The sequence below is a fragment of the Quyinboa ferrireducens genome (assembly GCF_042436675.1).
GTDB lineage: Bacteria > Bacteroidota > Bacteroidia > Bacteroidales > UBA5342 > JBHJHP01.
Window position 1 is genome coordinate 1 of sequence record NZ_JBHMVA010000005.1, and the last position, 14,399, is coordinate 14,399.

The 14,399-nt window shown below is 37.2% G+C and carries 12 protein-coding genes and 1 tRNA gene; 7 read left to right on the plus strand and 6 right to left on the minus strand.

Features of this window, described 5'->3' with window-relative positions; genetic code table 11:
- The first annotated feature begins 378 nt into the window (after positions 1-378).
- The 4 genes from ACE01N_RS09255 to ACE01N_RS09270 all read left to right on the plus strand — a co-directional run bounded on the left by ACE01N_RS09255 (position 379) and on the right by ACE01N_RS09270 (position 3,575).
- On the plus strand, positions 379-1,677 hold the full coding sequence (locus ACE01N_RS09255) for a DUF6198 family protein (protein ID WP_380587529.1): 1,299 nt from the start codon (positions 379-381) through the stop codon (positions 1,675-1,677).
- A gap of 204 nt (positions 1,678-1,881) precedes the next feature.
- Positions 1,882-2,337 (plus strand): hypothetical protein, encoded by a 456-nt coding sequence (locus ACE01N_RS09260; protein ID WP_380587532.1) that lies wholly within the window; start codon positions 1,882-1,884, stop codon positions 2,335-2,337.
- A gap of 107 nt (positions 2,338-2,444) precedes the next feature.
- Complete coding sequence (locus tag ACE01N_RS09265; RefSeq protein WP_380587535.1) at positions 2,445-3,041, plus strand: DJ-1/PfpI family protein; 597 nt, start codon at positions 2,445-2,447, stop codon at positions 3,039-3,041.
- A gap of 90 nt (positions 3,042-3,131) precedes the next feature.
- Positions 3,132-3,575 carry a hypothetical protein gene (locus ACE01N_RS09270; protein WP_380587538.1) on the plus strand — a complete coding sequence of 148 codons (444 nt, stop codon included), beginning with the start codon at positions 3,132-3,134 and terminating at the stop codon, positions 3,573-3,575.
- Between the two features lie 34 nt (positions 3,576-3,609).
- Here ACE01N_RS09270 and ACE01N_RS09275 read toward each other — a convergent pair whose 3' ends face one another.
- Together ACE01N_RS09275 and ACE01N_RS09280 are read right to left on the minus strand one after the other, a co-directional pair.
- A complete protein-coding gene (locus ACE01N_RS09275; RefSeq protein WP_380587541.1) occupies positions 3,610-4,380 on the minus strand; it encodes a TIGR03915 family putative DNA repair protein in 771 nt (256 codons plus the stop codon).
- 13 nt (positions 4,381-4,393) lie between these two features.
- The gene (locus tag ACE01N_RS09280) at positions 4,394-5,740 is read right to left on the minus strand and encodes a putative DNA modification/repair radical SAM protein (protein ID WP_380587544.1); all 1,347 of its coding nucleotides are present in this window, start codon (positions 5,738-5,740) and stop codon (positions 4,394-4,396) included.
- 47 nt (positions 5,741-5,787) lie between these two features.
- Between ACE01N_RS09280 and ACE01N_RS09285 the strand changes: the two genes are divergently transcribed.
- Complete coding sequence (locus ACE01N_RS09285; RefSeq protein ID WP_380587547.1) at positions 5,788-6,579, plus strand: helix-turn-helix domain-containing protein; 792 nt, start codon at positions 5,788-5,790, stop codon at positions 6,577-6,579.
- Positions 6,580-6,636: 57 nt separating this feature from the next.
- Here ACE01N_RS09285 and ACE01N_RS09290 read toward each other — a convergent pair whose 3' ends face one another.
- Genes ACE01N_RS09290 through ACE01N_RS09300 form a run of 3 tightly spaced genes read right to left on the minus strand, consistent with a single transcriptional unit; the run spans position 6,637 to position 10,431 of the window.
- Entirely contained in the window at positions 6,637-7,377 is a 741-nt protein-coding gene (locus ACE01N_RS09290) for a LytR/AlgR family response regulator transcription factor (RefSeq protein WP_380587549.1), read from the minus strand.
- 3 nt (positions 7,378-7,380) lie between these two features.
- Positions 7,381-8,106 (minus strand): sensor histidine kinase, encoded by a 726-nt coding sequence (locus ACE01N_RS09295; protein WP_380587552.1) that lies wholly within the window; start codon positions 8,104-8,106, stop codon positions 7,381-7,383.
- Between the two features lie 42 nt (positions 8,107-8,148).
- On the minus strand, positions 8,149-10,431 hold the full coding sequence (locus ACE01N_RS09300) for a TlpA family protein disulfide reductase (protein ID WP_380587555.1): 2,283 nt from the start codon (positions 10,429-10,431) through the stop codon (positions 8,149-8,151).
- A gap of 400 nt (positions 10,432-10,831) precedes the next feature.
- Between ACE01N_RS09300 and ACE01N_RS09305 the strand changes: the two genes are divergently transcribed.
- Complete coding sequence (locus ACE01N_RS09305) at positions 10,832-12,277, plus strand: Gfo/Idh/MocA family oxidoreductase (protein WP_380587558.1); 1,446 nt, start codon at positions 10,832-10,834, stop codon at positions 12,275-12,277.
- A gap of 24 nt (positions 12,278-12,301) precedes the next feature.
- Entirely contained in the window at positions 12,302-13,555 is a 1,254-nt protein-coding gene (locus tag ACE01N_RS09310) for a mandelate racemase/muconate lactonizing enzyme family protein (protein WP_380587561.1), read from the plus strand.
- A 730-nt stretch (positions 13,556-14,285) separates the two neighbouring features.
- On the opposite strand, the gene ACE01N_RS09315 is transcribed toward ACE01N_RS09310, so the two are convergent.
- Positions 14,286-14,360: transfer RNA gene (locus ACE01N_RS09315), tRNA-Pro, on the minus strand.
- Positions 14,361-14,399 lie beyond the last annotated feature (39 nt).

Genomic DNA, 14,399 nt, shown 5'->3' on the forward strand with positions numbered 1-14,399 from the left:
AATTATCCGAACTTTTGATTTTGGATACGATTGAAAAAAAATAAAAAACTGGGTACAACACGCGGTCATAGTGCATGCGGTTCTTTTAATTTGCAAATCCGTATGCATCCTGCCGTCGTTTTCGGCTTGACAGTCTCCACTGCGTGGGACAGTCAACCGCACGACGCCATACCAAGGGAACATCGTCACCCTTTCCCATATACCGCAAAAAACAAATTTAACTTCTTGAGCTAAGGATCAGTTTTTAAGAGGAGTGCAATATATAAAATTTGACCTCAGGCACAATCACATAAAATACTATAATTATGAATGTATATTTTAAAGGTTCTCTACCTTTGATGTCTGATTTTTATCTCAAAATTTACGATTATAGATTTTATGAAAAAGAAAAGTATTCTGTTAAAGATTATCACCTTTGGTAGTGGTCTTTTTTTTATGGCTTTAGGGGTTGCATTATCTGTCAAAGCAGATTTGGGCGTATCACCCATATCCTGCATCCCTTATGTATTTAGTTTCAAATTACCCCTAACGTTAGGTACTTTAACAATAGTCTTTAATGTATTACTTATAATAATTCAAATAGGAATACTTCGTCGAAACTATCGAATCATACAATTAATACAACTTCCGGTTGTATTTGCTTTTGGAGTTTTTATTGATGTAGCGCTCCGCTTAGTCTCCGGATTAAATGTATCAAATTACTTTTGGCAGGTACTGTGGTGTCTGATTAGTTGTGCTGTATTAGCATTTGGTGTTTTTCTTGAAGTAAAAGCAAGATTAACCTATTTACCAGGAGAAGGTTTAGTTATAGCAATTACAGATAGCTTTAAAAAGGAGTTTGGAAAAACAAAAATTGGAGTGGATAGCTCAATGGTTATTGGCGGATTAATAATTTCTTTTATTCTTCTGCATCAACTTCAGGGCATAAGGGAAGGAACTGTAGCAGCAGCTATATTAGTCGGTTTTATTGCTAAATTCTATAGTAAAACAATACATATTCCCGATTCATGGTTTGTATCAGAACCCGGTAAAAGCCAGAGTATGACTATTGCAAAAAGTAAGTTGAAGAACAACCTGGTCATCACTATTTCCAGGGAATATGGTAGTGGAGGTCATGAAATTGGAAAACTCCTGGCTGAAAAATTAGGGTTTTCGTTTTATGATAAAGAACTCATAGAACTCACCACTGAACAAAGCGGTTTTACATCAGATTACATTCAACAAAATGAACAAAAACTGGCTAATTCACTCATATCTGAACTATACGAACAAAACTATGCGTATGTATTTGATAAAAAACCACCCCTTGATGTACTGTTTTTAGTTCAAAGCAAAATTATAAGAGATATATGTTCAAAGGAATCATGTGTTATTGTAGGACGATGTGCCAATTTTATAATAAAAGATTATCCTAATTGCTTTAATATATTTATTCATGCAAACAAAGACTATCGCAAAGCAAACATCTCTAACGAGTATAAGATTGAATCCGGGATTACGAATAGCGTATTGAACAAAATAGATAAGGAACGAGCAAACTATTGTTTGCACTATACCGGTGAAAATTGGAATAATGCAACAAATTATCATTTAACGATAGATAGCTCGATGTATGATTCCGTTAAAGTTGTTGAATTAATTATTAATGCAATTAAAAATAAAGAGGGTGTTAAATAATTAATTAAGTTAACTTACATAAAAAAATGGCGTACAATACATGGTCATAGTTCATGGCAGAACTTTTAAATAAAATATTTCAACGTTCGCAGGCAGCTGCTTTTACCACGACAAAAAACAGTGGAAACGTTGTGAACTAGCTTATATAGAGCTCTTAATCGAGTTTAAAAATAAAGCCTATTTGCACCTTAAATATTAAAACCCATGAAAGACAAATTTGCCTTAATTATTTCAATAATCTTTATAGGTATATTTAGTTCTTGTGAATCAAATAAACCAGAGTTAAAAGATAATTGGATCCAACTAAAATATTTCACGAATAACCTGGCTAGTGAAGGAAAAACATTAGAAGCCGATACACTAATTGCATCTGTAAATGATGAATTCTTACTTAGTATATATACTCAAATTCAACCACGATTTGAATTATGTATTTTAAAAAATATTAATAACAGTGAATTCATTGAAATTACGGATCTTCCTGGAGAAGCTACACTGACTGGTTACTATGAAGAAAACGGAATTCGACGAAAGATTAATACTATTCAGATAAGACTGAATGAAAGCATATTCAATCCTGAAGACGAGATTATATACCTAATACGAATCGAATCTGCATCTGAGATGATAGAGAAAAATTTGATAATAAAAATTAAGTAAGGCCAACCAACAACACCCTGTCATAATGCATGCCGACGTACATCAGGACGACAGCATACAGAAGTACCTTGCCAAGATGAGAAAACAATAGCAAACTATTATCACCAATGAAAAATAAAAAAGTATTACTATTTCTTTCACAAGGATTTGAAGAATATGAAGCCGGAGTATTCACCGACGTTATTGGTTGGAGCAGGGAGTTAGGTATTGAACCCGTTGATATGATAACAACAGGACTTAGACCAGAGATTAAATGCAAATGGAACTTAATAGTCCGCCCTGAGATAGAATTTGACAAAATAAATATCGAAGATTATGATGCACTGGCAATTCCCGGAGGTTTTAAAAATTCCGGGTATTATGAAGATGTCTTCGATGAGCGGTTTCAGCATATGATACGGGAGTTTGATAATGACAAAAAAATAATTGCTGCGGTTTGTGCCGCAGCAGTACCAGTGGCAAAATCAGGTGTTTTAAAGAATAGAAACGCTACCACATACGACTTATCGGACATATATGGACGAGAATACCTTGCTGATTTAGGCGTAAATGTGCAAGACAAACATATCGTGATTGATAAAAATATTATAACATCGACCGGCCCCGCAACAGGTTTAGATGTTTCGTTTAAATTGTTGGAAATGTTGACATCAACCAAAAATGTAGATGAAGTAAAAAAATATATGAGATTTACGAATAAATGACAATGGACAGACTCAAACATGGGGCATAGTGCATACCGACAAACAGTTAAATTATTAGCTTATAAATTCCTTGAAATCAAATCATATACTATGAAAACAAAAACTTTTTTATTACTCCTCACCTTATTTTTTTCGCTGCATTGTTTCGGAACGGAACCTACTTCATTGGTTCAAAAGGATGTTTTACTATATTACAGCACAAACTATTCCCTGATGCAGGATTCCGTTATAAATACCGATAATGAATTATTGCTTCGGAATGCAGGTCTTGAGCTGATCAAAGCAGAAAGAAAGTTATACCTGGGCGTATCATTTATGGCATTGGGAGGAGTAATTTACCGAATAGGACAAGGAGATAAAAAAATGAATGTACTGGGGATAGGTCTTGGTGCATTTGGGGCGCTATTTTCTCTTGAATATGTATACCACGTTGGTAATGCCGGAAGAATTTTAAATGGGATAAGTACAAAAGCCGGCAGTGGCTTACGTATAAAAAGCGATGAAAACGGGATTGGTCTGGCATTTAGGTTTTAACGGGACACTAGTGAATACATTTATCTTTTAAAGATTATCCAGTTTGCTTTTCAGGAAGATATTTCCAGAACCTTTTAGGCAAAAACTGCATATGGAGCCTGGGATTAAGCCTTTCCCTGATGCATGTAGCATCGAAATAGGTTTTCCAGAGCGTCTGAAACAGTTTCTCGTCTTCAGCCATAATGTGTTCATCAATCTTTCCGGAAACAGGATTCACTGCACTTTCACTAAACGTAATTTCCTGCGTTTCTTTCATATCATAGTAAAATCCGTAATTACGTCTTGTATCGTAAATTACCCATTTCTGATCGGTAAACCGGTTCTCAAAATGGCTGATAGTTAACGGTAATACATTGTACTTCGGATCAAAAGAAGCATAATATATATCGTCAACTGTCTTCTGAAACCGGACAAACATCAGTATCCGCTCTGCTTCACGACCCACCATTTTATTTACCTTGTAAATCTTCAGCACAAACTCATCCCTGAAATCAGATTCAGTATTTGAGGGCGATGCAAATGCCCTTTTTATGTAATTTAAAAGTACCTGCTCAATATCGGTTTGCTCTGATAGAAAAACCCTGAATAACATCTCACAACTTACGCCGGATATTTTTTTATGCAAGCCTTTCCAAACTCTTTTGGCTTTTGCCCTGTCGCTGACAACTTCGTAATCCGAATTAAAAATCTGCATCTGCTCCGGGTTTTTCCCAATTATTACTTCAGGAAATATTTTCAGATCGTAACAGTCGAACACAAGGGTAAGAAAACCTTCAAAAGTACCGTCGTAAGTCCATATATTCATAAGTTCATCCTCATCAAGTCAGATTATCGGTAAACAGCTTCAGCTGTCCTGCAAATTTGTCCTTCTTCTTTTTCGGTTCATTTTTAAGAAACAACTGCTTCATATTTTCTGGCTTAATCTCGTTAATAGTAGGTGAACCAAGCTCATTACAGCTTATAAAATACTGTGCCCGCTTCATTACCACACCCATTTTTTTAAGCTGACCCGAATGAATTCTGCCATACCTTCTTGAAGCAATAATAAGTTTAGCAGATTTTACGCCAATTCCCGGCACTCTCAGAATCATTTCATAAGGCGCCCTGTTGATGTCTATCGGATATATTTCAGGATGCCTGATAGCATAACTCAGTTTTGGATCAATATCCAGATCCAGATCGGGATGATTGTCATTTACAATCTCATCCACCTGAAATGCATAAAACCGGATCAGCCAATCGGACTGATACAAACGATTTTCCCGCACCATATACGATTTACCTGCTGCCGGTAACCTACTGTCATTTGTGTTCACCGGAACATAACCCGAATAATATACACGCTTTAATTTTTGTTCTGTGTAAAGTACCGAAGCGAGGTTAAGAATCTGTTTATCGTTATCGGGCGTGGCACCAACAATCATTTGCGTACTTTGACCGGCCGGAACAAATTTTGGGGTAGAACGGAATTTTCGTATTTCATCCTTATTCGCAAGAATGCCCTGATGAATGGATTTCATCGGCGTAAAAATGCTGGAATAATCCTTTTCCGGCGCGAGTAACTTCAGATTTGTTTCTGTAGGAATTTCAATGTTTACGCTGAGCCGATCCGCATAAAGGCCTGCTATCCGAATAAGCTCAGGGCTTGCTCCCGGAATACTTTTCAGATGTATATACCCGTTAAAGCGGTGTATGTTACGTAACTCCTTAGCCACCCGAACCATTAACGACATGGTATGATCGGGACTCTTTATAACTCCGGAACTTAAAAACAGACCTTCAATATAATTTCTCCGGTAAAATGAAATGGTAAGTTCTGTAAGTTCCTCTACAGAAAGAGATGTCCTCTCCACATCATTGCTTCTACGGTTAATACAGTAAGCACAATCGTACATACAGTAATTTGTCATCATTATTTTAAGCAACGAGATACAGCGTCCGTCCTCTGCAAAACTGTGACAAATTCCCCATGGAGAAGCGTTCCCAATACCGTTGGCTGTATTACTCCTGTTGCTTCCGCTTGACGCACAGGACACATCGTATTTGGCAGCACCGGAAAGAATTTCCAGCTTTTTTAATACATCATCCTTCATTATTGAACTTATTTTGGGATCTTTCGGATCAGACTGCTTGAATCCTAGCCGGATTTTACCTAATTTTGTCATCAAATTTACTAATAATTTTAGTATACCAATAATATTAGCAATAATTTATGGATCATTTTTTAGGATCAAACATTAAACACTTACGCAAAATCAGAAATCTGACACAGGATCAGTTTGCAGATAAAATGGGTGTTAAACGTTCCCTCATAGGATCTTACGAAGAAGGCAGAGCTGTGCCAAAACTGGCTGTTTTAAGGGCAATAGCGTTATATTTCGATGTAAGTATAGATAGCTTGGTAAACAGGGATTTAAGTCTGGAAGAAAATACAGATAACGTTGCTCATACTCCTGATATTGGAGGAAAAGGCTTGCGGGTTCTGAGCACTATTGTTGACCGCGACAACAAGGAACAAATCACACTTGTACCGGTCAAAGCATCTGCAGGATATACAAGAGGTTACACAGACCCGGATTTCATTGAAACCCTGCCAAAATTTAACCTTCCGTTACCCGAGCTCCAAAACGAAAGAACTTACAGGGCTTTTCAGATAAAAGGCGACAGCATGGAACCCATTCCATCCGGTGCGTACATTATTTGCGAATATTTGCAGAACTGGAAAGAAATAAAGGATGGACGTACGTATATACTGCTCACATACGACGACGGCATCGTTTATAAAAGGGTATATATGCAGGATAACTCAACACTGCTCCTAAAGTCCGACAATCCGGAATACGATCCCTACACCATGCCACTGAACACGGTTATGGAGGTTTGGAAAGCGCTCGGCTATATCTGTTTTTCCCTGCCGGAACCAGATGATACGAGCCTGAGGAAACTCACCTCAATGGTGTATAAAATGCAGGATGAACTGGAAAAACTAAAAAAGAAAGAGTAATGAACTACCTCGCTTCGCTCCGTGATCAGAAAACATATGATTATGGAAGATACGATTCTATTTTAAAACTTTTAACACGGCTTCCTTTTTACGTCTTGAAACAGGAACATTTGAGCGATCGCTCATAATTAAATATCCGCCATCTGTTTTAACGAATGATTGAATGTGAGATATATTAACAACATATGATTTATGCGTTCGAATAAAACCAAAACCAGATAATATTTCTTCATATTCCACCAACGATTTAGACACCAGATGTTCTGTGCCATCTAACAAACAAAACCGTGTATAGTTAGCTTCTCCCTGACATCTAATAATTTGATTAATCTTTATATAATTGATTTTATCAGCCATTGGAAGTGCAATTCTTTTGTCTTCCTTTGATCGCACTTCGTTCTTCAAAAATTGCTTTAATCGCAAATCAACAAATGACTGCTGTTGAACATATCTGTTTACTGCAGCCTTCAATTGCAATACATCAATTGGCTTTAAAATATAATCCAGTGCCGAAAACCGGATAGCCTGGATAGCATAATGGTCGTAAGCTGTTACAAAAATGACACTAAAGGTTGGTTCACTGAAAAATTCAAGCACTTTAAAACCATTCCCCATAGGCATTTCAATGTCCAAAAAAACCACATTGGGATTGGTTTTATTGATAAGCCCAATAGCCTGAAGGGCATCTTTAGCCTCGCCAACCACCTCAACCTCAGGACAGTATTGACAAAGCGCACCACGAAGATTCTCTCGTCCATTCTTTTCATCATCAACAATAACAGCCTTTATTTTTGTCATATCTTAATCTTCCGAAATACAAATTTCAATTTTTGTTCCTGTAGGATAACCTTCTGAATCTTTCAAATCTACAATTTTCATTTTATAATCAATGTTATATTTTTCTTTCATCAACTCCAACCGTTCCCTTGTAAATCCTAATCCTTTACCCGTGTTGCCCCCCATGTTTTGCATAGCTGCATTTCTACCGATCCCGTTATCCGCTATAATAATACAAATGTAATCAGGAATAGCTCTTACTTCTAAAGTCAATTTTTTATCATCTATCTTTGGTGTCAATCCATGTATAATTGCATTTTCTATTAGTGGCTGGAACAATAACGGTGGGATAAAGACAGAATAAAGATCCAGTTGTTCATCAACTTTGACACTAAAAATAATGTCGAACCTAAGCCTCTCAAGATTAACATAATTTTCAATTACCTGAAGTTCTTCGGCCAGAGATATTTCGTCCTTATCGCTGTATTTCAATACGTCCCTTATTAAAGTCGCAAATTTTGAAATATATGCGTGGGCCTCATCTGACCTTTCCTTCTGAACCAGATTTTGTATTGAGTTTAAACAATTATACATAAAATGCGGGTTCATCTGTGCCCTTATCGCGGCCAGCTCTAATTCCCGAACTTTTGTATTTAAACCGGACAGTTTAATCCTTCGACGATTGATCCGTTTATTAACAAACAGTATAGATAAAACGATTAATAAAACTACTCCCAATGAACCAACCACTACCTTTAACAGATAAATGGTCCTTTCATTGTCCTGTGTCCTTCATTTCGGTTCCAGTACATCCAATAATATCGAATGATCCTTTACTATTTCATAAGGTGCTGGTGCTTCCCTTTTTACAATTCGGCCTTCCTTGTCAATGATATAATAATGAGGAATAGCATCAAAATAATATTTCTCCCTGATTTGAGCTTCTTCATCACCTTTTGCAATAAGCTGCACACCTTCAATGCCTTGTTCTTCCATGAATTCTTTGGGACGTTTAACATCTCCTTCAAGAGCAATATAAAGCAGTACAATATCCTTATCTTTAAAAGCTCCTTCCATTTCCTTCCCATAGCGTTCAATACTTCCCCTACAAGGGCCACACGATGTTGACCAAAAATCAATATATACAACCTTCCCTCTGAAATCAGACAAGCTTACTTTATTACCATCAAAACCAGATAATTTGAAATTAAATGCCGGCTGCCCCGGAGCTACCTTTTTGGCTTTTTCATAAGCTTCATAAAGCAACGTTGTTTTATGCGCATCGGGATATTCTATTTTAAACTGATTGAACAAATCAACAAAAGTATCCCAACTGGCTCTTCGCAAAGCATCGGATACTGCCTGGTACTTGAGCGTATATTGACTTACTCCTGTAAAGAAAGAATTGCTAAAACCATAACGGGAGCTATAAATATCATCGAAGAAATTATTTACGGTAACAACATTTCCTTTCCCTGTAATTTCATCCATTTTCTCATTTAAAAAGAAAAACACATATTCCCTGATAAAATGGTCATATCCTTCATAGTAAGCCATCATATCGTTATCGGGATGAATCAGGGAGTAAAACTCAGAATTATAAAATTCCTTTTTATCAATATGATATGGTTCTTTACCCGCCTGCTTTCTATAATAGCTTTGCGAGCGCGGATAATTCTTTAAAATATCCACCATGGTTATCTGATTTTCCCAAAATTCAGCCAGATATTGTTCAGGGGACAACCATCTTCTGTTATTATTCAGAAAATTCTGTTTCTTATCTAAAGTATTAATAACGTATTTTTTTAACTCCGAAGGATTTAATTCGGCGTATTTTTCACGAACTACATTATATATCTTACGAATATCCAGTTGCTCCGTTTCGTCAAACAAGAACCTTTTAAAACTGAAATTTAAGTCGTTGCTCCCTGGCCCCGTTGCAGTAATGGTTTCATCAAACGCATTCATATCTACAGTTATGAATAAGTCGTCACCCGGAGCCAGATAAAAAGTAGAAACTTCATGCTGTCGAAACGTTACTTTTTGTAATCTATCAATATGTAGACGTATCTCAAAAGTATTATCATCATTTAAACGGGTATTAATACCGTACCGGTTATAAGCATTGGGAACGGACTCTGCCCATTCAACAGATACATTCCGGTCTGTTGACGGATTAATAATTTTTCCCCTGATAGTTACATTCGTTTCTAACAACGTCGAATCTTTTATGTGGTCATTTTTTTGATACTTATAAGTATAATAAGGCTCCTTATTATTTGTAACAAGGCTACATCTCGAAATAAGGACTATGTCAGTTGTTCCTTTTGTATCTGTTACTAAATCATTCCCCGGATTTTTTATTTTTTGTTCTACGCCAAGCCGGTCCTCATAAACATTCTTTTCCAAAAGTAATCCATTGTTAAGATTAAATAAGACCTGAGCTTCTGACGCATGGTGGATTCCCCCTACGTCCAATGAATTTAATATTGCATGATTATTGTTTATTTCTGCAACTACGTAGTTTTGATTATTAATTTCTACTTGTTGCCCCTGTCTTAGCTTTTTAGGCAATCCACTAAAGAATTCTTTACTTCTGCTTTGAAACATCCGTATTAAAAGTGAATCAGAAAAGTGTTCCCTTGATGTTGGGGTTGATCTGTTTATTACTTCAGGTTCTGTTATTTCCCCTTTTTCAGATAACGTAAACTCAATAGTGTATTCAGGCATATTAAAATTCGAGAATTTGTTTCTGAGTGTTCTATCATAATTTATACCGGTTTGCCACTGCTCGTCTGTCTGTTTTTTACTTCTGTAATAATTATTAAGCTCCTCGTATTGAGCCTTCAATTTATATTTTTTTTGTGGTAGGACTTCAATTACCTTAAAGGTAATTTGATGGCAGCTTATATGCTCATCTAATCTATCAACTTTTTCATCCGCATTTATAAAATGTCCGTGATAGTATGACGAGGTCCGATACGAAAATTCGTCCCCCTGTTTTAAACTTACTGACTGTGCTTTTAACCAAAAAAATAAAAAACTTAAAAATAAAGTGACAAATAATTTTTTCATAATGTTAATGTTTAATGTTAACGTACAGATGTAAAATTAAAACCATTGATGAAATAAAATTACTCTAAATGTACTAATGGTAGTTATAAATGTATATTAGGTTAGATTGTAATATGTCAAAGAAAAATTGTTGTAATGTTTCATTTGCATCAAATTTTATCAAAAATTTCAGGTTCTCAGTTTTTAACAATTATGCTATAGCTAACTGCTAATTTATTAAGAACCTTTCTTCTTTCCAAAAATATATTTTAACAGAGGGATATAATAAAAGAACAGAACTACCTCGCTTCGCTCCGTGATCCCGTTTGAGAGAGATAGCTCATAAAACTGTTTTGTTTACAACAAAAAATGTATTATTTTATCTGACTAATTTCATGTCATCACATATTACTTTTTTGCCATGTCTAAAAATATATCAAAACAGGCCAATTCCATTTCAAGAAGAAACTTTGTGACAACAACCGGAACTTTGGCTGCCGGAATAATGCTGTCAAATCCTGCCTCCGGTTTATTTGCATCAAATGCTGTTAAAAACCCGAAGAAAAAGGTTGCCCTTGTCGGAACAGGTATCAGAGGTATTAAAACGTGGGGTAAGTTCTTAACGGAAAATTACAGCGATGTGGTAGAATATGTCGGATTATGCGATATAAACCCGGGAAGAGTTGAATATGCAAAAAATTTTCTGGGATTAGACTGTAAAACCTTTACCAGTTTCGACGACATGATCTCTTCTGCTAATATTGATCTGCTGATTGTGACCACAGTTGATGCAACTCACGATGAATTTATTATTAAAGGATTAAATAAGGGGATAAATGTTGTCACCGAAAAACCGATGACTACAGACGAGAAAAAATGCCAGGCTATAATCGAAGCCGATAAAAACAGCAGTGCAAAACTGATCATGGGATTTAACTATCGATATGGTCATCTTTTTACAAAACTAAAAGAATTGCTCTTGGAAGATCATATAGGGAAATTAACTTCTGTTGATTTTAACTGGTACCTGAATACGTATCACGGTGCTTCATATTTTAGGCGCTGGCACGGAGAACGCGATAAAAGCGGGACTCTTTTGCTGCATAAATCATCGCATCATTTCGATCTGCTAAACTGGTGGATTGGCTCCGATCCTGTTGAAGTGCATGCCTTTGGAGGTCTGGAGAAATATGGAAAAAACAACGCCTTTCGGGGAAAACGTTGTATGACATGTGACCATCAGGATTCCTGTCAGTTTTTTTGGGATATGAGAGAAGATAAAAATCTAATGAAACTTTACTATGAAAATGAAAAATATGACAACTATATAAGAGATAACTGCCTTTGGAGAAATGAAATTGACATTTTTGATAAAATGGCTGTCCAAATTAAATACGCCAATAATGTACAGGTAAGCTATTCTCTTTCAGCCTATTCTCCATACGAAGGATTCAGAATTGCTTTTAACGGGTTGAACGGCAGGCTGGAAACCTGGGAAGGAATTCCATCTATGGAAAGTATTCAGGAAGATCAAGCACAGTTGCACGAAAAAGAAATGAGCCAGAATTCTCATACAATGGCCGGGTTAAAATTCCATGAAATAATCATGCAGAAAAACTTTGAAGATTATAAGCGTATAGAATTCCCATACATAAGAAGTGGGCACTGGGGAGGCGATAAGCTTATGTTTGATGCAATATACAGGAACCAGGTTATTGATCCCAACCTTCATCATGCCGCAAATGTGCGCGATGGATCAATGGCTGTTTTAATTGGAATAGCAGCCCGTAAAAGTATCGATGAAGGCCGGGCCATTAAAATTGCCGATTTAACAAGTCTGGTTCCCCGCCAAAATAAATGGATATAAGCATCCCCTAACTAATTGATTCCAATGGAAACTAATAGGAGAAATTTTATAAAAACAGCTTCAGCTGCTGGTTTGATCCTACCGTTTACCTCCTGCTCTGATTTGGGAACAAAAACCGGCAAATTCGAAGAAGAAAAGCTTACAGAAATATGCAATAAACCTGTGCTGAATGTAACCTCGTTGAATCAACCCGTTATTATAGAATCAATGGAGTTGCTTAGATTAAACGATACGTATTTCGTGCGTACAAGATCCAAAGATGGCGCAGAAGGGATTTCTGTAACAAATAAAAAAATTGATGTGTTGTACCCTATTCTTCTTAAATTAATCATCCCATTTTTCATAGGGAAAGATGCCCGCCAAATTGAAACTCTGCTTGACGAATTATACGTATCCAACAGCAATTACAAAATGCAGGGACTGGCGTTATGGTGTTGCGTTGCCTGGGCAGAAGGTAGTATTATAGACCTGTTGGGAAAAACCACCGGGAAACATATCAGTTACCTCTTCGGAAACAGGGTAAGGGAAGCCGTACCCATATATGTTGCGAGTGGCAACAGAGGTACAACACCCGAGGAAGAGATCGATATATTACAGCAAAAAATCGCAGAAACCGGTGCAAAAGCAGTAAAATTCAAAGTTGGCGGAAGAATGAGTCGAAACAAAGATTCAATGCCCGGACGCTCTGAAAACCTGATCGAACTATCCAGAAAAATTCTTGGAGATGATATCACCATTCAAGCCGACGCAAATGGTTCCTATGGTGTAAAAAAAGCCATTGAAATAGGCAGAAGGCTTGAAGCGATTAATGCCTATTTATTTGAAGAACCTTGCAGATTTGATAATACCGATGAAACAAAACAAGTGGCAGATGCATTAAAAATACCCATTTCAGGAGGTGAACAGGAATCCAGTGAATACCGCTTTCGCAAAATGATTGCAGATAATGTTCTGCAAATTGTTCAACCCGACTTACATTATTACGGTGGTTTTATTCGTACTACCCGGGTTGCCCGGATGGCAGAAGCGGCAGGCAAGCCCATAACAGTCCATATTTCGAACCGGAATGCCGGTTACGCCGAAATGGTTAATTTTAGTAGTTTCACGCCAAATATTGGTCGATATCAGGAATTAAAAACAGGAATGGAAGCTACGGCAGATTTATTTGAACCTGCCATTCGGGTTAAAAACGGATTGTTAAATGTCCCTACAGCACCTGGTTTGGGAATGGCTCACGCCGAATATGCATTAAAAAAAGCAATACCAATTAAAAGCTGATAACCTGAACGAGCTGCATACAACATTTGTATTTCCCAATTAAATCCTCTGCGTTCAATATTTTACACCCGCTGATTTTCAATGTCGGGACTAAGGAATTACCTCGCTTCGTTCGGTGATCCCGTTTGGGGGAAGATGATCAAAAAGCCGTAAGCACTTCGTGCTTTGCCTTTTTTTGTTATACTTGCTCGCTGAAACAAATTTCGAGCTGAAGGAATTACCTCGCTTCGCTCGGTGATCCCGTTTGGGGGGGAAGATGCTCAAAAAGCCGCAAGCACTTCGTGCTTTGCCTTTTTTGTTATACTTGCTCGCTGAAATGAATTTCGAGCTGAAGGAATTACCTCGCTTCGCTCGGTGATCCCGTTTGGGGGGAAGATGCTCAAAAAGCCGCAAGCACTTCGTGCTTTGCCTTTTTTGTTATACTTGCTCGCTGAAATGAATTTCGAGCTGAAGGAATTACCTCGCTTCGCTCGGTGATCCCGTTTGGGGGGAAGATGCTCAAAAAGCCGCAAGCACTTCGTGCTTTGCCTTTTTTGTTATACTTGCTCGCTGAAATGAATTTCGAGCTGAAGGAATTACCTCGCTTCGCTCGGTGATCCCGTTTGGGGGGAAGATGCTCAAAAAGCCGCAAGCACTTCGTGCTTTGCCTTTTTTGTTATACTTGCTCGCTGAAACAAGTTTCGCTCGCAGTATAACAAAAAAGCCCTTCACATCTGTGAAAGGCTTTTTGTCGAGGTGGAGGGATTCGAACCCCCGACCCCCTGCTCCCAAAGCAGGTACACTAACCGGACTGTGCTACACCTCGAAAATTTTAGCTTTTATCGTTACAAAAGCGGATGCAAAA